This is a genomic window from Thalassotalea sp. PP2-459 (genome assembly GCF_001913705.1).
GTDB classification, from domain to species: Bacteria; Pseudomonadota; Gammaproteobacteria; order Enterobacterales; family Alteromonadaceae; genus Thalassotalea_C; species Thalassotalea_C hakodatensis.
Window position 1 is genome coordinate 230,812 of the sequence record NZ_MKQD01000034.1, and the last position, 24,678, is coordinate 255,489.

Annotated in this window: 21 protein-coding genes; 14 read left to right on the plus strand and 7 right to left on the minus strand. The window is 39.1% G+C overall.

The genetic code is table 11. From position 1 onward, the window contains the following. The 6 genes from BI291_RS07220 to BI291_RS07245 all read right to left on the minus strand — a co-directional run bounded on the left by BI291_RS07220 (position 1) and on the right by BI291_RS07245 (position 7,362). Positions 1–2,130, minus strand: coding sequence for a bi-domain-containing oxidoreductase (locus BI291_RS07220; RefSeq protein WP_074497740.1), 2,130 nt, complete (start codon positions 2,128–2,130; stop codon positions 1–3). A 6-nt stretch (positions 2,131–2,136) separates the two neighbouring features. Beyond that, positions 2,137–3,453 (minus strand): hypothetical protein, encoded by a 1,317-nt coding sequence (locus BI291_RS07225; protein ID WP_074497742.1) that lies wholly within the window; start codon positions 3,451–3,453, stop codon positions 2,137–2,139. Positions 3,454–3,487: 34 nt separating this feature from the next. Beyond that, complete coding sequence (locus BI291_RS07230) at positions 3,488–4,603, minus strand: hypothetical protein (protein WP_074497744.1); 1,116 nt, start codon at positions 4,601–4,603, stop codon at positions 3,488–3,490. Further along, positions 4,594–5,802: a hypothetical protein gene (locus tag BI291_RS07235; protein ID WP_074497746.1), complete on the minus strand. Its 1,209-nt coding sequence runs from the start codon at positions 5,800–5,802 to the stop codon at positions 4,594–4,596. The genes BI291_RS07230 and BI291_RS07235 overlap by 10 nt, the downstream gene beginning before the upstream one ends. Next, on the minus strand, positions 5,792–6,322 hold the full coding sequence (locus tag BI291_RS07240) for an acyltransferase (protein WP_074497748.1): 531 nt from the start codon (positions 6,320–6,322) through the stop codon (positions 5,792–5,794). The genes BI291_RS07235 and BI291_RS07240 overlap by 11 nt, the downstream gene beginning before the upstream one ends. 164 nt (positions 6,323–6,486) lie before the next feature. Next, positions 6,487–7,362, minus strand: a complete 876-nt coding sequence (locus BI291_RS07245; RefSeq protein WP_074497750.1) for an AraC family transcriptional regulator — start codon at positions 7,360–7,362, stop codon at positions 6,487–6,489. Positions 7,363–7,693: 331 nt separating this feature from the next. Here BI291_RS07245 and BI291_RS07250 point away from each other — a divergent pair, with 331 nt between their 5' ends. From BI291_RS07250 to BI291_RS07265, 4 genes are all read left to right on the plus strand, one after another. Further along, positions 7,694–8,770 (plus strand): acyltransferase family protein, encoded by a 1,077-nt coding sequence (locus BI291_RS07250; protein ID WP_074497753.1) that lies wholly within the window; start codon positions 7,694–7,696, stop codon positions 8,768–8,770. 168 nt (positions 8,771–8,938) lie between these two features. After that, positions 8,939–10,207 carry an MFS transporter gene (locus BI291_RS07255; protein WP_074497755.1) on the plus strand — a complete coding sequence of 423 codons (1,269 nt, stop codon included), beginning with the start codon at positions 8,939–8,941 and terminating at the stop codon, positions 10,205–10,207. A gap of 73 nt (positions 10,208–10,280) precedes the next feature. Continuing rightward, positions 10,281–12,941 (plus strand): family 20 glycosylhydrolase, encoded by a 2,661-nt coding sequence (locus BI291_RS07260; protein WP_074497757.1) that lies wholly within the window; start codon positions 10,281–10,283, stop codon positions 12,939–12,941. Between the two features lie 68 nt (positions 12,942–13,009). After that, positions 13,010–13,861: an ROK family protein gene (locus BI291_RS07265; RefSeq protein WP_074497759.1), complete on the plus strand. Its 852-nt coding sequence runs from the start codon at positions 13,010–13,012 to the stop codon at positions 13,859–13,861. On the opposite strand, the gene BI291_RS07270 is transcribed toward BI291_RS07265, so the two are convergent. Further along, positions 13,841–14,191, minus strand: coding sequence for an STAS domain-containing protein (locus tag BI291_RS07270; RefSeq protein WP_074497762.1), 351 nt, complete (start codon positions 14,189–14,191; stop codon positions 13,841–13,843). The two genes, BI291_RS07265 and BI291_RS07270, sit on opposite strands and share 21 nt — an antisense overlap. Positions 14,192–14,455: 264 nt before the next feature. Between BI291_RS07270 and BI291_RS07275 the strand changes: the two genes are divergently transcribed. The 10 genes from BI291_RS07275 to BI291_RS07320 all read left to right on the plus strand — a co-directional run bounded on the left by BI291_RS07275 (position 14,456) and on the right by BI291_RS07320 (position 24,677). Beyond that, complete coding sequence (locus BI291_RS07275; protein WP_074497764.1) at positions 14,456–15,931, plus strand: 2-hydroxymuconic semialdehyde dehydrogenase; 1,476 nt, start codon at positions 14,456–14,458, stop codon at positions 15,929–15,931. Next, the gene (locus BI291_RS07280; protein WP_074497766.1) at positions 15,928–16,359 is read left to right on the plus strand and encodes a RidA family protein; all 432 of its coding nucleotides are present in this window, start codon (positions 15,928–15,930) and stop codon (positions 16,357–16,359) included. Before BI291_RS07275 ends, BI291_RS07280 begins: the two co-directional genes overlap by 4 nt. Before the next feature lie 2 nt (positions 16,360–16,361). Then, positions 16,362–16,919 carry a 3-hydroxyanthranilate 3,4-dioxygenase gene (locus BI291_RS07285; RefSeq protein WP_074497769.1) on the plus strand — a complete coding sequence of 186 codons (558 nt, stop codon included), beginning with the start codon at positions 16,362–16,364 and terminating at the stop codon, positions 16,917–16,919. Beyond that, positions 16,919–17,941 (plus strand): amidohydrolase family protein, encoded by a 1,023-nt coding sequence (locus BI291_RS07290; protein ID WP_074497771.1) that lies wholly within the window; start codon positions 16,919–16,921, stop codon positions 17,939–17,941. The genes BI291_RS07285 and BI291_RS07290 overlap by 1 nt, the downstream gene beginning before the upstream one ends. An 11-nt stretch (positions 17,942–17,952) precedes the next feature. Then, positions 17,953–19,245: a kynureninase gene (kynU, locus tag BI291_RS07295; RefSeq protein ID WP_074497774.1), complete on the plus strand. Its 1,293-nt coding sequence runs from the start codon at positions 17,953–17,955 to the stop codon at positions 19,243–19,245. Next, positions 19,235–20,617 (plus strand): NAD(P)/FAD-dependent oxidoreductase, encoded by a 1,383-nt coding sequence (locus BI291_RS07300; RefSeq protein ID WP_074497776.1) that lies wholly within the window; start codon positions 19,235–19,237, stop codon positions 20,615–20,617. Before kynU ends, BI291_RS07300 begins: the two co-directional genes overlap by 11 nt. 1 nt (position 20,618) lies before the next feature. Next, positions 20,619–21,491, plus strand: coding sequence for a tryptophan 2,3-dioxygenase (gene kynA, locus BI291_RS07305; RefSeq protein ID WP_074497778.1), 873 nt, complete (start codon positions 20,619–20,621; stop codon positions 21,489–21,491). Between the two features lie 62 nt (positions 21,492–21,553). After that, entirely contained in the window at positions 21,554–22,474 is a 921-nt protein-coding gene (locus BI291_RS07310) for a LysR family transcriptional regulator (RefSeq protein ID WP_074497780.1), read from the plus strand. Between the two features lie 109 nt (positions 22,475–22,583). Continuing rightward, the gene (locus BI291_RS07315; protein ID WP_074497781.1) at positions 22,584–23,825 is read left to right on the plus strand and encodes an amino acid deaminase; all 1,242 of its coding nucleotides are present in this window, start codon (positions 22,584–22,586) and stop codon (positions 23,823–23,825) included. Further along, positions 23,826–24,677, plus strand: a complete 852-nt coding sequence (locus BI291_RS07320) for a MurR/RpiR family transcriptional regulator (protein ID WP_074497782.1) — start codon at positions 23,826–23,828, stop codon at positions 24,675–24,677. It begins immediately after the preceding gene. Position 24,678 lies beyond the last annotated feature (1 nt).

The window sequence follows — 24,678 nt, forward strand, 5'->3', positions numbered from 1 at the left end:
TTATTTATTCTTGTTCTCAAGCAGATGAACCACATCTAACGTGGCTTGTGATACTTCAAATAACTCATCTGCTGGAATAGGGCTTGGTTTGCCGTTTTCAATAGCATCAACAAAGGCTTTAGCGCACGCTTTTTGCCCTTTATCTTGTTGCCATAAATGCATTTTTTTAAAGCCTTTAAAACCGTAACCTGTCAGTTTACGAAAATTATCTAGCTGCAACACCTTACCTTCAACAAATACCTCAATACGTTCTTTTGGAAAAGATGCCGAACCATTCGCTAAATAATGAATAGTACCAAAACTACCATCTTCAAAACCGAGAATAATCGCTACTTTATCATCACAAACAGAAACCGCAGTGTCATTACCCATTTTATGCGCTTGAATTGACACTATCTTGCTGCTAGCTAAGTGGCGCATCAGATCAATGAAGTGACATGCTTCCCCTAAAATTCGACCGCCACCAACTTCTGGGTTTTGCGTCCAGTGATTTGCAGGAATAACACCGGCATTAACGGTGATGATAAAAGATTTAGGTGCCGATATACCTGATAATAATTGCTTCATTTTAACAATTTGCGGTGCAAAGCGGCGATTAAAGCCTACCATCAATAATTGCTTTTCAGATTTTTTATATTGTGAGATCACGCTATCGTGTTGCGATTGATTAATCGCCAGAGGCTTTTCGACAAAAACATGTTTATTGTTTGCTAATGCTTTATTGATAAATCCGGCATGGCTGTTGTGTTGAGTAACAATAGCAACTGTATTGATTGTTTCATCATTTAACATCGCGTCTGTATCGGTTGTTGCTTGTAGAAACCCATTATTTTTGCCATGGATAACACTATTAATACCGGTTGATGTGGCTAATGAATGTAAACACGCATCTGCTGCTTTAAATGCGGGTATTAATACGCGAGAAGCATAATTCCCTGCACCAATAAATCCCATTGTTACGCTACTTTTTGTTGCAGATGGTGAGTTAAGTGTTAAGTGTGTAATTGGGGGACTATTTTCTACTGTTGGGTACGTTAATAAAATCCCTAACGCCGATTTGTTTTCAGAAAGTTCTTGATAGGCATCAAGGGCCTTGTCAAAAAGATAACGATGGCTAATTAACGGCTTAACATTAAGCTTACCTAGCGACATCATATCTAATATTGCGGTAAAGTTGCGTTGTTCTGTCCAGCGAACAAAGCCTATAGGGTAGTCTTGTCCCTGGGATTCGTAATTATCATCGTAACGACCTGGGCCGTAGGAACATGACACTTGAAAGCTAAGTTCTTTTTCGTAAAACTCACTGCGATTTAGTGTTAAACCCGTCACGCCAACAAGCACAATTCTCCCTCGTTTTCGCGACATATTGGCTGCTTGAGATACAGGGTCACTTGATGATGTGCTAGCGGTAATAATCACGGCATCAACACCTTGTTGCCGGCTAAATGCAAGCCCTGCTGTCACAGGGTCTTCACCAGCACTTGGGTTACATATTTCAGCACCAAATTGTTGGGCAAGTGCAAGTTTCTCGTTATCAAAATCAACGGCTAAAACCCGGCATCCGTTTGCCATTAACAATTGAATCGTTAATAGCCCGATTAATCCTGCACCAATCACAACAATATGTTCACCTAAAGTAGGCTTAACTAGGCGAATTCCTTGCAAACCAATTGATGCTAATACGGTAAAGGCTGCACTTTCATCGTCAACGTTGTCAGGTATTTTAGCGGATAAATGTTTTGCAACTCTCACAACATCTGCATGAGGCCCATTAGAGACGACTCTATCGCCAATGGCAAAGTTACTTATATTATCGCCGACACTTTTTACATTTCCAACGTGGCAATAACCAAGCGGTAATGGCTGTGCAAGTTTCGATTTAACCGCATCGAGCGTGGTAAATACACCGTCGGTTTGAATTTTATCCAATACCATTTTTACTTTATCGGGTTGTTGACGAGCTTTATCAATTAATGATGCTTTGCCAAAATCGACTAGCATACGCTCAGTACCTACACTGATTAAGCTCACGCTAGATTCAATCACTAAATGGCCAGCTTTATTTTGTGGTTCAGGCGCCTCAATAATTGACGTTTCACCATTTCCCATATGTTGTAGTATTTGTTTCATTATTGATTAGCTCTTGATATGCCTTGTTGCTATATAAAGGATTAAAAATGGCACAATAGAGAAAATATATCGTGCAAAAAAACCGAGGAATTCAGCATACATAAATTGTGCTGAAAACATAACGACAGAAAATAAAAAAATTAGTCGAATTATAGGCGACTGCTGCCTTTTTAATTTAAAAAGCATTAAGCTTAACGTAGCAGCAAAAATTAAACTTCCAACCAACGCACCAATGCGACCAAAGTTCATCATTAATTCGGTATAAAGCCCTGTAGTAAGTGAGGAATTACCTTTTCTACCTACAACGTAAGAGCCTGGGTAAATTGCATTTTTTAGACGTGGCCCAGCTCCTACTGGCTTTTTTGGCCAAATAGAGCGTGGAATAAAGTTAGCAAAACCTGCTAGATAGGTGATGCCAAGCTCCAAATCTTGTTCGTTTTCCATTAACCAAACAATGTTTTCGTGGTTACCAAATGCACCATTAAGGGAATTGATAAGACCATACTCTGTTGTTTGAGTATTTAATGTACTTGCTTTGCTACGCATTTTGCCAATGGTATGTAGTGCAAAAACAATACTTAATATCACAAAAAGTAATGAAACGGTTTTGCGTAACTGGCTAAAAGTGAGGTGCCCTGCATACTTGCGATTAAACGATAGCGAAAAAGATAATAAACTAATAATTAAAAGAAAAAGTGAATTTCTATTACTGTTGATACCATAATAAGTTGCTGCTAAAACCAATGAAACAATGAACCCGACTAAGCTAATTTTATTTATCCAAAAGCTTTTTTTTCCATGATAAAAAACAAAGAAAAATAGCAGACATGACACGTATGTCCAATGGGCAAGTAACAAACTAAGCCCGTTACCAACTCCCATTGATATTCGATCAGTGATGTAATTTTCGTAGCCTAATGTGAGTATGTGTATGATGTTTTTTCCTGCATAATAAGCACCGACTAAAAAAATAACTGTTGTCACTTGCAACGCTCTTTTTAGAAAAGTGTGGCTTAAATTAAAGTGTAATAGCTCTGGCTTTTCATCGACTGGAAAACAAGACAGCCCAAAGATAAAAACAGCATGAAGCAAAGCAACAAAAAGTAATGAAAAAATGTATGGTTGGAGATCGTACTCAACGTTGTATCTAAAGTAACTTACGTCCCATTGCAGTAGTGGCATCATTAGATGGATCAGAAAGAAAAAGATTGTTGATAAAACAATAGGACTATTAAATAAACGTGCTACACCTAAGTTATAGACTCTAAAAAGGGCAATAAAGAGAAAAAATATACTTAATGTTAAGAACAATGAAGTTACCATAAAAGTATGATTCCTTTATATGACTTGCTAATAATCAACATATTGCCTTATTAAATAAGTCGTGTAATTGTTGTTCAAAACATACTGGTTGCGTGCCCGAGCAGTTTGTTTGCTGTTCTTTAAATGTTGTTAATTTTTGCCTAAGTATTTTTATCAATAGATCAGTATCATGATACGGTACCATAATTGTTCCTGGATACTTTCGAAGTGATTTAGCGGTTTTTACTTCTGAGTTTACAATGATGTTTGTATTGGTGCTAAGTGCATCCCCCCATTTGTTCGATTGAGCAAATTTATTAATTTCGATAGCTGGATCATAGTAGGTTAAGACGTAATCAGAAGAGAAGTAAGACGCTAAAGCCATTGCATTTGACACTTTACCAAGGTAGCTAACATTATCGAGTGATATCAATTCCTGAGCAGCTTTACAATCGACTTTACCTGCGACAATAAATTTAATCTCATCTGATTGAAATTTATTGGCTATATATAAGGCAGCATTCATTCCCCTATCTTTGCCAAGCCAGCCATTTATATTAATAATGATCTTCGACGTTGGCCAATTATTTTCACGGTACAGTTTCTTTGCTTTAGATAACTCTTCTCTTGAGGGGGTATTTTTTAACGTGAACATATTTTTTGACAACTGTTTATACCTATCTTCGCCAGGGATCACATGCATTAAGACGCGTGTTGAAGTATATTCTTCTAATGCTTGAATACATCGTTTAATAAAACTGGGAAAGGGAAAAACGAGTGAAAACCTATCAGCATCATCGAAGATAATGTCAAACTTTCTGATTTTAGCTGCTAACAGTGCCGGAAAAGCTGTTTCAAATCCTAAGGCCCAAATAGGAGAGTTATCTTTTCTTAATAGGCAGTAACCAAATACACGAAGCATCCACCATATATAAAGAAGTTTAGTCAATTTACCGCCATAGCCCCCGCCAGTAATAAGAGCTTTAGTTTCGATTTTATGCGTTGGTAATTCTTTTTCTATTGCTTCACTTGCGTCTCTTATCCAAGCAATATGCTTAAGCGAGTTAACTTTTTTATCATTGAATAAAAAGTTTGCTAGTTTAAAGAGCCTAGTTCTATTGGATAATGAGGATACCGGAGCGATAATCGTGAAAGTCGTTTTTATACACATAGCTTTTCTTTTTCAATTAGGGCTAAACGTGCATATCTTTGGGAAACAAAGGCGCGCACGCTCCAATGTATTGCTGTTGTTGCACTTATTGAGGTAAATAGAATGTATATTGGCAAGCTTTTAGTTAACAAAAGGTAAATAATAGTTAGATAAGTCAACATGAACAGCCAGTTAAGCTTAGCGGTAAAGGCTAGTGTCTCATGACGGGCAAAAAGACCTAGGCAAATTGAAGATACAGTATAACTTCCTCTTGCAATACACATTATAAAGATAGAGATAATTATGCTTGGTTCTAATTGAATTCCTTTATCTTGGTAATATAGCTTGTAGATAAGAAAACCGAAGGCAATTGATAAAGTAGATAAAGCAATGGAAACTATAAAAAGTTTCACGGAGTAAGCTTTAAAAGTGTGTAAAGTAAATACATCCATTGTTTTTATTTTGGGTGCAAGGTAGAAACCGAAAAAACCAAAAAAACTAATGGCAATAGAACTGAACATAACGAAGTGTGTATAAAGAATATAGGCTGTCTTTTGGTGACCCAATGCGTTAATAAGCATTTGTTCACCATAAATTGCAACAACCAGTGTTATATTGTGAAAAAAAAATGCAAGTCCAACGTTACGATGATTAGATTCTTGAATCGTATTGTGTGTTATTGTTTTGTTAATTATTTTCGTTTTGTTCAAGTAATAAAGAGAAAACAATAGCAAAATACTTAAGCTAGCGGTGAACCAAGACTCAACATTTAAAAGTGATAAAACCATACAAGTTAATATTGCAATCTTCCAGCCATTAGTTGCTAATTGTGCAAGTGTTAATAAATGATTCGCGCGAAATATGGCTGAAATCATGGTTAAAATACTAAGAAAATAAACACTCATTATTAGCTGTAAAGTGCTGATGGCTAATGTTAAAAATACAGTAGAAGCAATGTAAAGAATGCAACAAACCAGAGTGCTTTGGACTAGAAAAGCAATGAATATCTTTTTGCTTTGATTGGGTGTTCGTATGATTACCTGATCTAACCCCAGAATGCAGACACTGGCAGCGATAAAAAGGGTTGATTTATAGAAGGCCCATTGTGTCACTATATCGCTAGGGTAATTTGCGACTATATATAAATCAGCAAGAAAAAATGACAATAAACCAAGGCCATACAAGCCAAAGCTCAACACTAGTTGCTTATTAACGTTCACCTATCCGCCTTTCACCTACTTTGACAGCTGGATTACCAGCATAGATTCCAAACGATTCAGCGTTTTTTGTTAGTACTGCCCCTGCTGCAATAATAGCGCCTTGTCCAATGAAGTCGACAGATGGGAGAATAATGGCATTTGCACCGATCCAACTGTACTTTTCGATATGAATCGCTGAAAAAGTAACGCCGTTTAAACGCCAATTTGTTTCGCCATCATGTATATTGTGATTGTGCGTATATATTTTTGCACCTTCAGAAATTGAAACTTGCTCTTCGATATGCACACCACCCGAAAAATCGATATACACATCTTTGCCGATATGAATGCTACTTGAAAGTATTAATTTACTATTATTATTTTTATGCGCTTTGACGATAGTAACTCTTGTGTCTACATGTAATTCATGAGCGTTAAAATATTTCCGATATAACCACCAACGAATGCGGCGTAAGCCTGGGGCTGAAAATATAGAAAAATCTTTAAGTAGCAATATGAGTAACTTTAAAACAATGTTCATGAGTTATTATTATTTTGTAAATAGCGTGCTTATATTTACAGAAGTTACAGTAAAAAGGAATGCCTTGTCACTTGTTTAGCTTATATAAGATGCTTTTATTGAGGGGAGTTTACTTTCAATGACTATATGGCGAGTATAGTTGGCAAATAGCGTGTTTATCACCTCTACGCAAGCACAACATTTTTCCCTGCATAGATTTTGCGAAATTCGCTCGGTTTCATTGCTTTAAATTGTAAAAATCGGCGATTGAAATTGGAAATATTATTAAAACCACAAGTATCACTAATGGTGTAAATTGGCTTTTGACTATTTATCAATAACGAACATGCCTTGCTAATACGTAATTGATTAACAAACTCAGTGAATGTTTGCTCAGTGCGGTGCTTAAAAAAACGATGAAAATGGTTGGTGCTCATATGTACTAATTCTGCAAGGTGTTCCGCACGAATAGTTTCGGTGTAATGTTCATGGATGTAACGAATAACTTTATCCAATTTATCGGTTGAAGGATCAGAGGTGAGCACAACGCTGTAGCCACTGCTTGATAATGGCTTTTTATCAGGATCATTGGCCATAATATCTAATATGTTAAGTAAGCCGATGAATCGTGTGCTAGCGTCAGCATTTTGCATGGTTGAAAATACCTTAGCGGCATTAACAACGGCTTGTTTACCAAAGGTTATCCCTCTTTTTGACAACGATAGCAGTGGTTTGAATTTTTCTAAATCAGGCATACCAAATACAAGACTTTCTAGCCAGCTGATAGGGAGTTGAGCCACATAAACTTGCTGCTTTTTCCCTTTGACGGCAGGGGAAGAACACCAAGTATGGGGTAAATGAGGCCCGAGAAAAGCCATATCAAATTCATCGTAGTCATCAATATTGTCACCCACATAACGTTGACCTTTGCTATTCAGCGTTAATGCTATTTCGTACTCAGGATGGTAATGCCAATGAAAACCAATATGTTCTTGCTCATATAACCAATAACGCCATGAGGAATTTTCGGAAGGAATAATTTTTTCAAATAATAATTTCATGGTGTTAGTGGTGTTACGAGTGCTAATAGAAAAGTATCAGTAAATGATGGAAAAGTATATCAATAGATGATTGATACCCAGCACACTAGTATTCAGCACGTTTTTATTGATCGTTTACATTCAAACACTGAATATTTTAAGCATCGTTAAAGGTATTGTTGCAGTGAAGATATTGTTCAGCACGTTTATATTGTGGTTGAGAGATAATATGTTCAAAACGGATTTAATGGTTAACACTGGATGAGGCAAGGACTGTAAGGTGACTTCCAGAATATGTATAACACTCACCTCATAAATTAAATGTACTTAACTATTAAGTTTGGAGAAAATAGTGCAACGTTATATCGCTCTTGATGCCTTCCGTGGGCTCACCATCGCTTTGATGATTCTGGTTAATACGCCTGGCACATGGTCACATGTTTATGCGCCGTTACTACATGCAAAATGGCATGGATTGACCCCAACAGATCTGGTTTTTCCATTCTTTATGTTTATTGTCGGTTCAGCAATGTTTTTCGCTTTTAAAAAAGTCGATTTTCAATTAGATGCCCCATTAGCCTTTAAAGTGATCAAGCGAGGGTTTTTAATCTTTTTAATCGGTTTTTTACTCAACATCTATCCTTTCACTGGCGATCCTGATACGTGGCGCATTATGGGCGTGTTACAACGTATTGGTATTGCTTACATTTTTGCTGCTTTTATTGTGCTGCTATTTAGACAGCGTGGGGTGTTAATTACTTCTGCTCTTATCCTTGTTGGCTATCACTTTTTGTTAATGACGGTCGGTGAAGGGGCTTACACATTAGAGAGTAATTTAGTACGCCAAGTTGATATTGCTGTGTTAGGAGCTAATCATATTTATGGTGGCTTCGGCGTACCGTTTGATCCCGAAGGGCTCGTGAGTACGATACCTGCGATTGTCAGTGCTTTATTTGGCTTTGAAATTACTCGCTTTATTAGTCAAATAAACGATAAACGTGATTCTATGATTAAGCTCATTCAACTAGGTTTTCTAGCGCTTATTGCTGGCTTGGCCCTAGACTTCGTTATACCTATTAATAAAGCATTATGGACAAGCTCCTACGTCATTTATACGGCAGGTTATGCTTGTTTAACCTTAGCGGTTTTTGTTTATCTGATTGATATTAAAAAATATGAAAAGCCAGTTAAACCTTTATTAGTATACGGCACAAATCCATTGTTTATTTATGTGTTGTCTTGGGTTTGGGTAGCAAGTTATAACTTTTTCCCTGTTGGTGACGGGACTATTCATCACTTTATGTTTAATAGCTTAGCTATTGTTTTTCCTGAAAAATTCGCCTCATTTTTGTTTGCCTTTTTGCATGTTGTGTTTTTCTGGTGGTGTTCAAAATGGTTATACGAACGCAATATCTTTATAAAAATATAACAAATTGAGTGGAAGGTTTTTGAAAAAGTATGTGAGCGTGAACTGAAAATGTCGGTAAGCATGAAAACTTTTCTACTGGTGAACAAGTGAGTAATACAGTAAAACTAAAGTGTGTTTCAAATAATTAACACGCTGATGGAATATTAATATAACAATAAGGACACTTACATGAAGACAAATTACACAGGAGTCGCACTTGTACTCGTTACGTTCTTTGCTATTTCTTTTATCACTAATATTCTGGGACCGCTATTTCCATCGCTGGTTAAAGATTTTGATATTAGCCTAGCTGTCGCGGGTTTTTTACCGTTTTCTTTTTTTGCTGCTTACGGTGTGATGTCAATCCCTTCGGGTATTTTAGTGGATAAATACGGTGAAAAATTCGTCATGTTAGCCGCTTTTGTCATGGCTGCTACCGGGTCTTTCCTTTTTGTGTTGAACCCTAGTTTTTTTATGGCGATGGGGTCGTTATTTTTAGTGGGTACTGGTATGGCAATGTTGCAGGTAGCAATTAATCCATTATTGCGTGTATCAGGTGGCCAAGAACACTTTGCTTTTTACTCAGTGCTAGCTCAATTGCTTTTCGGTGGTGCTGCAACTCTAAGCCCTATTGTGTATAGCAATGTTGTTCAGGCGATGGCAAGTGGTGAAACGTCTGGCATCATAGGTTTTTTCAATAATAATGTTCCAGCGAATATGAGCTGGCTTTCAATGTATTGGATTTTTGCCGCTGTATCTGTCGCAATGCTTATCTTAATTACGTTAATTAAATTGCCAAAAGTTGAGTTAAAAGAAGACGAAGCTGTTGGTGCGATTGGTATTTATAAGCAATTATTGAAAAACAAATCAGTGATATTATTTTTTATCGGTATTGCTGCATATGTCGGTACAGAGCAAGGTGTTGCTAACGCCATTTCAATTTTCTTAGAACGCTACCATGGTTTAGATCCCGTTATCGTAGGCGCTGAAGTCGTTAGTGATTTTTGGTTAATGCTGACACTAGGTTGTTTGTTAGGTTTGGTGTTGGTTAAGTTATTAGATAGCCGTTTAGTCTTGAAAATTTTTTCTGGGGCTGCAATGATAGCGCTGTCATTTGCGTTATTTGGTAGTGCAGAAGTCTCGGTGAATGCATTTCCGCTAGTGGGTTTTTTCCTATCGGTAATGTGGTCAGTAATATTTTCACTGGCGTTGAATTCAGTCGCAGAGCATCACGGTTCTTTCGCTGGCATCTTATGTACCGGTATTGTCGGTGGTGGTTTAGCATCTCCTTTGATAGGTGCAATAGCCGACATAACTGGCGATTTACGTGTGGGTATGATCGTGGTGTATATCACCTTAGGTTATATTTTTACTATTGGTTTTTGGGCAAAACCTTTAGTGGTGAACAAAACAATTAAGTTGTTTAACAAACACCATGCTGATTCAACAGTTACGTAATATGAATAGAGATAAGAGAAGCTTTTAAAATGGCTGCTCATTTGGGGCAGCTAAACGATAAGGTAATAAACACATGAAATTATCACGAATATTTTTGGCATGCAGTGCAATGGCTTTTGCTATTGCAGGTTGTAGCCAAGAAGGTACTGTCAGTAAAGTAGATGCAGATAAGCCGTCCAAGCTAGCAAGCATAGATCAAGCCTCGCTTGATACGTTAGCGACAACACTTGATGTAAAATACCAAGTGTTAAGTAATATTGAAACTGACTGCCCTGATCGTGATGGTAAAGCAGTTAAACATTGTTTTAGTGCTCATATTAAATTTACTTCGCCAGAAGATATTAATGTCAATGATTGGCACATTTACTATTCACAGGTTTATCCTATTTATGCAGGAAAATCAGATACTCTAGACATTGAATTTTACAATGGTGATATACATCAAATTTCACCAACAGATAAGTTTTCTGGCTTTAAGGCCGGTGAAACCCAATCAATACAAGTGTATATGGCGGCTACTCATGTCACTCACTCACAATTAATGCCAAATTATTGGATAGCGGGTAATAGCCTGAAGCCAGCAGTCATTGATAGCACACGAACAACCATTGATCCTGAAACAAAATTAGAACTAACACCTTGGATAGAGCCTTACACGGATATTCCAAAGCAAATAAAATCAACACCAGAAGATATTAACCAATATGCAAATGCTGAGTGGTTATATGAGCACAATGCTGATGTTGAAGTAGATAGCCGTCAGTTGGCGACTACCGTTATACCGACCCCTCGTGAATTAACCGTCACTGATGCTGAAAAACAGCTTGATGTTTCACAAGGTTTAGCAGTGAGTTATCAGGGTTTAGAAGCATCTGATGTCAGCGCAGCATTCGATCGTTTAGCAACATTCGGTGTTGAACAATCAGATAACGGCATTGCAGTTAGTATTCGTATCACTAAAGGGCTACGAACTGCTGAGAGCTATCAATTAACCACTTCTGATCAAGGCGTTACTATTGCAGCAGCTGATTTAGCGGGTGCTTTTTACGGAGTACAAACGTTAGCAAGTTTATTACTGGTTGATGAACTTACATTGCCTTATGTCAATATTAACGATGCGCCGAAATATTCATACCGTGGACAACATATGGATGTTGCACGTAATTTTCATAGTAAAGAGATGATCTTTCGTCTTATTGAACAAATGGGTGCATATAAGTTAAACAAATTGCATATGCATTTAGCGGAAGATGAAGGATGGCGTATTGAATTACCGAGCTTTCCTGAGCTGACAGATATTGGTTCAAAACGTTGTTTAGACTTGTCAGACAAACATTGTATGCAGCCGCAATTAGGTGGTGCAGATGCAAGCGAACGTGATGGTTACTACAGTGTGCAAGATTATCTTGATATTTTGAATTATGCGAGTCGTCATCATGTCCAAGTTATTCCTTCATTAGACATGCCAGGCCATTCACGAGTTGCAGTGAAAGCGATGGAATCGAGATACCATCGCTATATGGCAGAAGAAAATGAAGTTGAAGCGACTAAATACTTATTATCAGATTTAGAAGATAAAACAGAATATCGTTCCATTCAACATTATAACGACAATACCATTAATGTGTGTTTAGAGTCGTCATATGCGTTTGTTGATCAAGTATTAGAAGATTTAATTTCTTTGCATAAACAAGCAAAACATCCACTTAATATGTATCACATTGGCGCTGATGAAACAGCAGGCGCTTGGGTTGAATCGCCTGCATGTAAGGCATTAGTCGCTGATACAAGTAACGATGTTTCTGATATCAAACATTTAGGCGCGCACTTTATTGAACGTGTTTCTAACATGATCGTCAGTAAAGGCATTTCTGTTGGTGGTTGGAATGACGGCTTAGGTGAAACGCACGTTGAGAACATGCCTAAAGATGTGTATTCGTACATTTGGGGAGCTTTACCATGGGGCGCGCATAAGATGGTGAGCGAGCAAGCACATCGTGGTTGGAATGTTGTGTTATCAGTGCCTGATGTTTTTTATTTTGATTTTCCATATGAAGTAGATCCTAAAGAACGTGGCTATAATTGGGCTTCACGTCGTATTGACAGCCGTAATGTGTTTAATTTTATCCCGGATAATTTACCGATAAATGCGGAGTTTCGTTTAACAACGTTAGGTAAACCTTTTGAAATTGATGATACCGTGCAAAAAGATGAAGATGGCAATGTGGTACATAAACCTTTACCAGAAGGTTTTACCGTAGCTGGCGTTCAAGGACAAATCTGGAGTGAAACCATACGCAGTGAAGAGCAAGCCGAATACATGCTTTATCCGCGTTTATTGTCATTAGCCGAGCGCGCTTGGCATGAGGCAGAATGGTCAGTACCTTATAACTATAACGGTGCTAAATACTCTAAAGATACAGGTTTGCTAACAGAAGAGCTAAAAGCGCAGCGTGATGCAAAATGGCAAGCATTTGGCAATGCCATCGCACAAAAAGAGCTGATTAAGCTTGATAAACTTGGCGTGTTTTATCGTGTACCGACTGTTGGCGCAAAACTAATAGACGGCAAATTGCATATCAATAGCTCATTGCCTGGTTTACCTCTTGAATATCGAGTCAATGGCGGTGAATGGCAAGCTTATGATGCACCGGTTGCGGTATCTGGTAGTGTAGATGTAAGAGCACGTAATGCTGCCGAAGATCGTGCAGGTAGAAGTTTCAACGTTCAGTAATATACTCAAATATGACGCCGAGTATCCATTAATGCTCGGCATATCTTCTAACGTTATTAGGTTTTCCAATGCAACCCACTTCGTTTGTTACTTTAGACATTGGCGGTACTAAAGTAAATTTTGGTCGATTCCGCGACGGCATTATTGAACATAATCAAGAAATACCCTTTTGTGCGCATGGTAGTTCAGCACAGATACGTCAGTTTTTAATTGATGGCATTGCTGCAATGATTGCTTCAGATACTTCAGCTATCTGTATCGGCGTACCTTGTATTGTTGATGTTGAAAATGGCATCGTATTCGATGCGGTCAACATTCCTGCATGGCAAAAATATCCACTAAAAGACGAATTGAGTGACTATTTCGATTTACCCGTATACATCAATAATGATGTAAATTGTTTTGTTGCAGGAGAAGCCACTTTTGGTGATGTTGCCCGTTTTGAGAAAAATGTAGTTGGAATTTGCCTAGGTACTGGCTTTGGTACAGGGTTTTATTTAAACGATCAATTGTATGCTGGCCATAACTGTTGTGCGGGTGAGCTCGGCGGCATTCCGTATTTAAAGGGAACACTTGATGATTATTGCTCAGGTTCTTTTTTTACTAAAATCCACCAAGTAAATGGTGCCGAATTGGCTGAAAGAGCACGCTCGGGTGATGTTGCGGCACAAGCTATTTTTCATGAATTTGCTCAGCACTTAGCAAAAGGCATCAGCTATTTAATGTTTACGGTTGACCCAAAAGTGATTGTTGTTGGTGGCTCTGTCGCTAAATCGTTTGATTTGTATATTGATTCACTTCGGCAGTCATTAGATAGTTTTCCTTATAAAAAAGTACGAACTAATCTAACTATCGTAAAAAGTGAACTAGATAACGCAGCTCTTCTTGGCGCAGTAGCGTTATATATAGGCAGTTGTTAATGCAGGTTCTACCTGGCTAGACATCATATTTTCAACAGATGGTAATAAATCAATCATCGTTAACATGTCAGCGGTATTACCGCGTGTTGCGTTAAAAATACGTAATAGTATTTGATTTTTACGACAGAAATTTTTCAATATCAACAACATACCTAAGCCCGCTGAATCAATATAAAGTGTGTTTTTAAAATCAATATCAATGTGAGTAGTCTGTTGACGACATATTCTTTTCAAGGCGCAAACAGTTTGATGGTGAGCAAAGGTAAACGTTTTATTTACTTCTAATAAAACAATAAGGTTTTGGTAACTAACCTTGGGTGCAGCGTTCATTAAAAACCTTGTAACGAACGTCCGTGTTGACAGTAAATGACCTAGAAAAGCGAGCTAGAATTATACGTGCTAACTCATCCGACCACAAGTATTTGTCATCAATATAAAATAAGCAGTTAGTAAATTTTTTGAAAATGTAGTGGCGTTGAAACAAGGTTTTACCCTTATTTATATCAATAAAATTTATCTTTTATCTAAAAATAACTAATTATATTTATCTATTGGTTGGCGATACAGTCAGTTGATGACGCACGCAACAATCTGATGAATATGCTAAATGCATTACACTGCTACATTGATGGGCAGTTTCAACCAAGTGAAACTTACTTTGATAATGTTAGCCCGATAAACGGTGAAAAAATTGCGGATATTGCTGAAGCGAGTCCACAGAAAATTGATGCCGCAGTTCAGGCTGCAAAACAGGCACTTAATGGTGATTGGGGCCAAATGAGTGTTCAGCAGCGAAGCGTGTTATTGCATAAAGTCGCTGATCGTATTGAAGCAAGGTTAACCGAGTTTATTGACGCAGAAATAGCGGATACTGGCAAATCACTTCATCAAGTTGAAACCATCGATATTCCTCGTGCCGCAGCAAACTTTCGTACCTTTGCAGACCTTGCAAAATTTCATTCTGGTGAAACGTTTATGACGGAAACAGCTAGTGGTGAGCAGGCGCTCAATTATTCGGTTAATAAACCATTAGGGGTTGTCGCGATTATTTCACCATGGAATCTCCCTTTACTGTTGGCAACCTGGAAAATAGCGCCAGCATTGGCTTGCGGAAATTGCGTGATCTTGAAACCTTCTGAAGAAACATCATCGACAGCCTTTTTATTAGCGCAAGTGATGGATGAAGTAGGTCTTCCTAATGGTGTGTTCAATCTGATTCTAGGACGCGGTAACAAGATTGGTGATTTACTCACCGAGCACGGTAAAGTGGATGCGATCACATTTACTGGGTCGTCATCTACGGGGCAACATATCATGAAAAGGGTAGCCTCAGGAGTTAAACCGATTTCGTTTGAGCTCGGCGGTAAAAATGCTGCTATCGTTTTTCAAGATGCAGATATTGATAAAGCCGTTGCCGGCGTAGCTCGCTCTTCCTTTACTAATTGTGGTCAGGTATGCCTATGTACTGAGCGCGTCTATGTACACCGTGAAATATATCAAGAATTTGTCGAGCGCTTAGTAAAAGCAGCCAAAGCAATAAAAATAGGTTACCCGAAAGAGCCAAATGTGCTTATCGGGCCATTAATTTCCAAACAACATCAACAAAAAGTATTGTCCTATTACCAACAAGCAAAAAAATCAGGGGCAAAGGTTCTTACCGGGGGAGGTGTGCCTAATTTTGGTGATGAACGTGATAACGGTTGTTTCATTGAGCCAACCATTATTACGGGGTTGTCGGATGAAGATCCGGTCAATCAAGAGGAAATTTTTGGCCCGATATGTCACGTCGCAATGTTTGATAGTGAACAAGAGGTGATAAGTCGAGCTAATAACACAGTTTATGGCCTTGCCGCCGCTATTTGGACGGAAAACTTATCAAGAGCGCATCGAGTAGCACCGAAAATGGAGGTTGGTCTTGTGTGGGTAAATACTTGGTTTTTACGTGATCTTCGAACACCTTTTGGTGGCGTTAAATTATCGGGCATCGGTCGAGAAGGGGGCGCGCATTCTATGGCATTTTATAGCGAACCTACCAATATTTGTATCAACATTGATAAGAGCGAAAAATGACGATGGAAAGTAAAGTATTAGCAAAAAAAGCCGTACCGCGAGGAACATTTCCACATGTAAAACGTGCAGGTGATTTTATCTATATTTCAGGTACGAGCTCAAGACGGCCAGATAACAGCTTTGCAGGCGTGGAAGTGGATGAGTTCGGTGCAACGACCTTAGATATTCGTGCTCAAACTACCGCAGTAATCGAAAACATTCGTGATATTTTACATTCCGTTGATGCAGAGCTCTCAGATTTGGTCGAGATAAGTACGTTTTTGGTCAGCATGAATGACTTTAAAGGCTATAACGAAACCTACAGTGAATTTTTTGATTTTGATGGCCCAACAAGAACAACCGTTGCTGTGCATCAACTTCCACATCCTCATCTATTAATAGAGTGTAAAGCAATCGCCTATAAGCCCTTAGCAAAGAGCGAGAAATAGCTATGAAAGCAAACTTAGCTGCGTTTAATTTTATGCAATGGATCGAAGAGCATAAAGAGCTATTGCAGCCACCTGTCGGGAACGTACAAGTTTGGCAAAATACCGACATGATGGTTACCGTTGTTGGTGGTCCAAACCAGCGAACTGACTTTCATGATGATCCCGTTGAAGAGTTCTTCTATCAACTGAAAGGCGATATGGTGTTAAAAGTGATTGAAGAGGGGCAATGTAAAGATGTGTTTATTCGTGAAGGGGATGTGTTTTTCTTGCCTAAACACGTTAGGCACTCACCACAACGTCCAATGGCTGGCAGTATAGGTTTAGTGATCGAACCTAAACGACCAAAAGGTATGAAAGATGCTTTTGAATGGTATTGCTTTGAATGTGGTGAGTTAGTACATCGCACCGAGGTACAATTGACATCAATCGTCGATGATCTTCCCCCTTTGTATCAGGCTTTTTATCAAGATAAACAAGCAAGAACTTGCCCCCACTGTCAAACGATACACCCTGGTAAAGAGCCACCGAAAGGTTGGGTATCACTTGAGGAGCACAGCTAATGCAGGTGGTTGATATACATTCACATTTTTTCCCAAAAGAATGGCCGAGTCTTCAAGAGAAATTTGGTGGTAACGATTGGCCTTGGTTACAACATTTACCGAATGAAAAAAATGAGAGTGGCTTTGCCAAAGCGATGTTAATGAAAGGCGATAAACCATTTCGTCCTATCTATGCCGCTTGCTGGGATCCTGAAATAAGATTGGCAGAAATGGACGCCCAAGGCGTTTCGCAGCAAATTATTTCTGCCACGCCGATTTTATTCGCTTATGAAAAGCCCCTTGAACAAGCGGTGTACTGTGCGCAGATATTCAATGATGCCGCGCTAGAGATTTGCCAACAAGGTAAAGGGCGTTTGTTTTCTATGGCACAAGTGCCTTTACAAGATGCAGATGCTGCGTGTGAAGAAGCAAGTCGAGCAATGAACACCGGTCATGTTGGTATTCAAATTGGGAATCACGTGGGCGAGAAAAACATGGATGACGAAGGCGTATTAACCTTTCTTCAACATTGTGCTGCAGAGAACATACCGGTTTTTGTGCACCCTTGGGACATGATGGCAGCAAGTCGCACGAAAGATTACATGATGGGTTGGACGGTAGGAATGCCTGCTGAAACGCAGCTTTCGATCGTGTCGATGATTTTGGGTGGTGGCTTTGACCGTATTAGCCGCGACTTAAAGATTTGCTTTGCCCATGGTGGTGGTGCATTCGCTTTTTTACTTGGCCGATTGGAAAATGCTTGGCTTCATCGAGATATTGCCCGTGGTAAGTCTGAATATCCGCCTAGTCATTACTTAGATAGATTTTATTTAGATACCGCGGTGTTTGATCATGATGCGCTCGAATTATTGGTTAAGAAAATGACCACCGATCGTTTGTTGTTTGGTACTGATTACCCTTTCCCGTTAGGTGAGCAAAAAATGGGCGCATTAATTAAAACCGCGCCAAATTTATCGGATGCCAAAAAGCAACAAATGCTCGCCACGAATGCACAATTATTTTTTTCTTTGCCGACTTGTTAATTGAGAATGTTATGACCTTTGAAAATACCCTAGCTTATGCACAAAAACTTGATAATGAAGATCCATTAGCGAGTTATCGAGATAAATTCTATCACCCGGTCATAGAGGGAAAGCAGGTTTTGTATTTCACCGGAAACTCTTTAGGTTTACAGCCGAAAGCAGCAAAAGAATATCTACAAGTAGAACTTGATGATTGGGCTGCATGGGGAGTAGAAGGGCATTTTCACGGTCGAAATCCTTGGGTGAGTTATCATGAACTGTTAACACCAGCAAGTGCAGAACTTGTTGGTGCAAAAGCATCAGAAGTGGTGTGTATGAACTCGTTGACCACCAACTTACATTTATTATTTGTCAGCTTTTATCGTCCGTCTAAGCAGCGTTTTAAAATTATCAGTGAAGCTAAAATGTTTCCATCTGACCGCTACTTACTGGAAACTCAAGTAAAACATCATGGCTTTGAACCTGATGAAGCCATTATCGAAATTTCACCGCGAGAGGGTGAATTTACCATCAGAGAAAGCGATATTTTAGCCGCGATTGAAGAGCACCGTGATGAACTTGCCTTAGTGTTTTTCGGTGGGGTTAATTATTTTACTGGCCAGCTATTTGATATGAAAAAACTAACCGCAGCTGCACATAATGTTGGCGCATTAGCGGGTTTTGATTTGGCACATGCTGTTGGTAATGTGCCATTGAAACTTCATGATTGGCAAGTAGATTTTGCCGCTTGGTGTACTTACAAATATCTCAACGGAAGTGCTGGTAATGTCGGGGGAATTTTTGTGCATGATAAGCATGGTCAAGATACCGAAATTCCCCGTTTTGGTGGTTGGTGGGGGCATAATAAAGAACGTCGGTTTTTAATGGAAAACACCTTTGAGCCCATGGCAGGCGCTGAAGGTTGGCAATTAAGCAATGTGCCGATAATGGGGATGGCGGTGTTGAAATCATCACTTGATATTTTTGAAAAGGCTGGTATGGATGCGCTACGAAAAAAGAGCCTTACACTCACCGCCTTTTTGCAATATGTGTTTAATGATGTTGTTAACAAGTTTACTCATATTAAACTGCAAATTATTACTCCCGTAGCACCAGAGCAACGAGGATGCCAATTATCAGTAAAGCTTATTGGTACCGATAAACGATTTTTTAATCAATTAACTAACGCTGGTGTGATCACTGATTTTAGAGAGCCAGATGTGGTTAGGCTTGCCCCCGTGCCGCTGTATAATTCCTTTGAAGATATCTATCAATTCGGTCAACAATTAAACGCCTTGCTTAAGGAAATGGCCAATGATAGCTAAGCCATCTATTGCGATTAACGGTGCTGGGCCTGTTGGCGCATTATTAGCGCTGATGTTAGCTAAGCGCGGTTACCCTATTGATCTATTCGAATCTCGACCAGATTCACGAAAAAGCAATATCTATCAAGGTAAATCGATTAATTTAGCGCTTTCCGATCGTGGTTGGAAAGCGTTAAATGCAGTGGGCGTTGATGAAGAAATTCGTCAACAAGCGATTCCCATGTATTGCCGTGTCATGCACGATATTGAAGGGAATATCACCAAACAAAATTATGGCAAAGATAGTCAAGCCATTTGGTCTGTTTCTCGCTCAGGTATTAATGAACAATTAATGACATTAGCCGAACAGCAAAACAATGTGTCACTAAATTTCTCTCATCGACTCACCCAGCATGATTTTGACACAAACACCGCGACTTATATTGATGCAAATAAACAAATCAAACAACATCAAACCGATTTACTTTTTGGCGCTGATGGCACGTTTTCTAAAGTAAGACGATTAATGCAAGAACTGCCGCTGCAGCGAATAAGCTATAGTTTAGAGTACATGCCGCAAAGCTACATTGAATTAACCATTCCGGCAGGGGAAAACGGCGAACATCTGATGGAAAAAAATGCGCTTCATATCTGGCCACGTAAAGATTTTATGCTGATCGCATTACCGAATGCTGATGGCTCGTTTACTTGCACCTTGTTTATGGATCATCAAGGTGAGGTTTCATTCTCTGCGTTCACTGAATATGAAACAGTCGCAGCGTTCTTTGAACAGTATTTTGCCGATGCGCTACCGTTACTCGTTAATCCGATAGAAGAATTTCTTGCGAAGGCACCTTCACCGTTATGTTTGGTACATGTTTACCCTTGGTTGGTTAATCATCAAGTAGCACTTATTGGTGATGCTGCACATGCAATGGTGCCATTTTATGGTCAAGGCATGAACTGTGGCTTTGAAGATTGTCGTGTGTTGTGTGAGCTACTGGATAATTTTCAGGGAGACTGGCAGCAAACATTAATGGCCTACCAGCAGGAGCGAAAAGAAAATGGCGATGCGATCATTGAATTAGCAAAGCGTAACTTTATTGAAATGAGTGACTTAGCCGGCGATGAACGCTTTCTGTTACGTAAGAAAATTGAAGCTCGCTTTCATCAACGTTATCCTGAATTATGGATCCCGCTCTATTCAATGGTGACATTTTCACCCAATATTTCATACAAAACTGCACTTGAAATAGGTGACATTCAAGCCAAAATCATGGATGACATTATGCACATAGATAATATTGAGCAATGTTGGCAAGACGAATCGGTGATGACGACCCTATATGAATTGAGTCGTGACAGAATACCGCTGATCAAGCAAGAGGTATAACATGAGTTGTCCATACCAAGCATCAAATTCGGATAAGAAAAAATCAAACTACCGCGATATGGAAGAGGGCATTCATACCAACTTTGAAGATGACATGTCTTATGGCGATTATTTATGTCTTGAGCAAATATTAACGGCTCAAAAACCCGTCTCTGAACAACATGATGAAATGCTCTTTATCACTATTCATCAAACAAGTGAATTATGGTTAAAGCTCGCTGGGCATGAATTAACTGCTGCCATTACAAATATTCAACAAGCAGACTTTGGTCACGCTTTTAAAGTGATTTCTCGCGTTAAACACATACTTAATCAACTAACGCAATCTTGGCACATTCTGTCAACATTGACGCCTGTTGATTATTTGAAATTTCGTGATGCGTTAGGCCACTCATCTGGATTTCAATCATATGGTTATCGTAAACTTGAATTTTTATTAGGGAACAAAAACGCGAGTTTATTAGCGGTGCATAAAAATCAACCGGAAAGTTATCAATCTTTAAATGCTGTGCTTCATGCGCCAAGCTTATACGATGAAGTACTTCGAGCATTAGCAAAAAATGGCTTGGCTATTGATAAGCACGTACTTGAAAGAGATTTTACCCAACCCTATCAGCAAGATGAATCTGTGCTGCAAGCATGGTTAAACGTTTATCAACATGCTGATGAACATTTCCAGATGTATGAGCTTGCTGAAAAATTGATTGATATTGAAGATGCCTTTCAGCAGTGGCGGTTTAAACATATGTATACGGTGCAACGTATTATTGGTCATAAAGCAGGAACAGGTGGTTCGTCTGGTGTCAGTTTTTTAAAGAAAGCATTAGATATTAGTTTTTTTCCTGAACTGTTTGCTTTACGTACTCATTTATAATTGTGAAATTATTTTTATCGTTATAGCATGATATATCAGTAATATTGATATGTTGAAACTCAGTGGATATTAGCAAAAGCCAATTAACGATCAGTCATTTAAAAATGATTTGTCAGTTAGCTGAAAGTGAAACGGTAAAAGAGGCTGCTCAAGCATTATTTATTTCTCAGCCGGCATTAACCAACCGTATTCGCGAGGCTGAAAAACGTTTAAATAGCCAATTATTCTACCGCCGTGGTCGTCGAATTTATATGTCGAATGCGGGTAAACGTTTGCTGGTATCAGCCAAGAAAATTTTACAAGAATTAGCGCGCGTCGAACATGATATTTCTCGCTTAACTCATGGTGTTGAGCAGGTGCTACGCATTAGTATGCCGCACTATGCAAACTTTTCATGGCTACCTGATGTACTTGAAGGTTTTTCGTTAAGCTACCCTCAAATAGAGCTTGAAATTACTTCGCAATCACCGGTTAAACCGCTTCAAGCTTTGCATAATCATGATGTAGATGTGGCTATTATTTCTAGTGCTAAGGCCGAGTTAGAAATAGATGCAGAGCAATATGTTGCTAAAGTGATCACGCAAGATGAGTTAGTCGCTTGTTTATCTAAGCAACATCACAAATCAAATCAGGCGTTTTTGATGCCGGAAGATTTCGCCGATCAAACCTATGTGACAAATTCAACTGAAGCAGAAACTGAACGTGAATATGAGTTGTTTTTTAAACCAGCAGGGGTTATCCCGCCAAAAGTGTTACAAGTAGGTTTTAATGATGCCATTCTCGCGTTAGTTAAAGCAAATGTAGGTGTGTCTATATTTTCTCAACGTCAATTAACCCGCTATCTCCCCGATGCTTCCTTAACAACATGCCGATTAGGTGAAGCTGGGTTACCGGTATTTTGGCATGTCGTTTATCGCAATCACGAGCATATTATCGCACCGGCAGAAAAATTATTTTCTCTTTTATCTCAACATTATAACTAAACACTATAGCGATATAAGTAAATTTATCTCTTTTAATGTTACTTAGTAACTATTAATTTGATATATTGTTGTTATATTTTAACATTGATGTCTGTTGAAAGGCGATAATATGACAACAAGCAAACAGCAACTGCATGTAAATAAAGGCTTTGGCGATGTAACCGCGTTAGAGGGCTCTGGTTGGAATATTCTTAATGAAGAGGTTGGCTTACCCGTAGCGGTACTTGATGAGGCATCTTTACAGAGTAATGCGCAGTGGATGCAATCTTTTAGTGAGCAAGCCGGTGTTAAATTAGCTCCGCATGGTAAAACTACCATGTCCCCAGAGCTTTTTAAGCAACAGTTGTCACAAGGATGTTGGGGCATAAGCTTGGCAACTATTCCTCAGGTGGTAAGTGCTTACAAACAAGGCGTTAAACGCTTTATACTCGCCAATCAATTAATCGGTAAATTTCACTGTCAGCAACTAGTGGAAATTTTACAAGATCCTGATGTTGAATTTTATTGCTTTGTTGAATCAGTGGCTAATGTTGTGTTTTTAGGTGAATTTTTCCAACAGCAAAAAGCAACGTTAAACGTGTTGATAGAAATAGGCGTGCCAGGTGGTCGTTGTGGTTGGCGCAATATTGATAACATTGAGCCACTTGTTGATGCAATTTCAGCACAACCTGCGTTGCAGTTATCGGGTGTTAGCTTTTATGAAGGCGTGATTCACGGTGAAGATGCACAAGCAAAGATAGTGCATTTTATTGAGCGTATTAAGCAATTGTTTAACCAGCTACAGCAACAAGGCCGATTCAACGGTGAAAATGTGATCATTACAGGTGCTGGCTCCGCTTGGTATGATGTCGTCGCTAACGCATTAACTCAAGAACAATCATTAAACTTTACCGCCATTATTAGACCTGGTTGCTATTTGATACATGATACCGGCATCTATCAAGATGCGCAGCAAACGATCATGCAACGCAGCCAACTAGCGTGTGATATTGGCGGCGACCTGATTTCTAGCCTTTACGTGTGGGCGTATGTTTATGCTACGCCTGAACCAGGATTAGTCATTGTCGGTTTAGGTAAGCGAGATGCTGCGTTTGACGCAGGGTTGCCAACCCCTACCTTGTATTATCGCCCTGGTAACGACAAACCACAGCAAGTACCTAATAGCTGGGAGTCGGTAAAAATAATGGATCAACACTTGATGCTCAAGGTTGACGAAAGTGCCGATTTACAACCTGGCGATATGATGTGTTTTTCAACGTCACACCCGTGTCTAACGTTTGATAAATGGCGTTTTATTGGCATTAGTAATGACCAACATGTGATCACAAAACAAGTGGCGACTTACTTCTAAATGGATATTTTAACCCGAATAAGTCAGCGTTATGATCACATGCGCCCGGCGGAACAAAAAGTAGCAGATTTGATCCGAAAAGATTTAAAGTTTGCCAGTCGTTGTGCCATTCAACAGTTGGCGAAAAAAGCAGGCGTGAGTCATGCCAGTATTACCCGTTTAGCAAAAACGTTAGCTTGTGATGATGTACGTGATTTAAAACTGCAGCTAGCACAAGTTGCTGCCGTTGGAGAGCGTTTTCATAATGAACAGCATATCGAACAACAAGATATGCCAGAGGTATATCAATCTATTCAAGATATTTTGCAGGTTAATCGGGGTTTAATCACCAAAGATAAATGTATCACGGCAGCCGAATTAATTTTAGCGGCAAATCATTGTTTAATTTTTGGTGTAGGCGGTGGTAGTACCATCTTTGCGCAAGAGTGCCAACATCGATTATTCCGCTTAGATGTCAAAAGTAATGCGTATTCTGATCCCATGTTAATGCGGATGACAGCAGCAAGCATTGATGCCAATGATTTACTGATTTGTTTATCGTTAAGCGGTAAAAGCCCTGATGTATTAGAAGCTGCCAACATCGCTAAGGAGTACGGTGGCAAAGTCGTTGCTATTTGTCCAGAAGGCGAGTTATCAGCGTTGGCTGATGTGCACTTGCCTATCACCACTCAAGAAATGGATTTTATTTATATGCCAAGCGCATCACGGTACGTGTTATTAGCTGCGATTGACATGCTAGCAAGTGAAGTAGCGTTTAAGAATCAGCGAAATTCGCGTGAAAAATTGCGCCGAATTAAATTACAACTTGATGAGCATCGTGGTTGTGCAAGTAGAACACCATTAGGCGATTAAA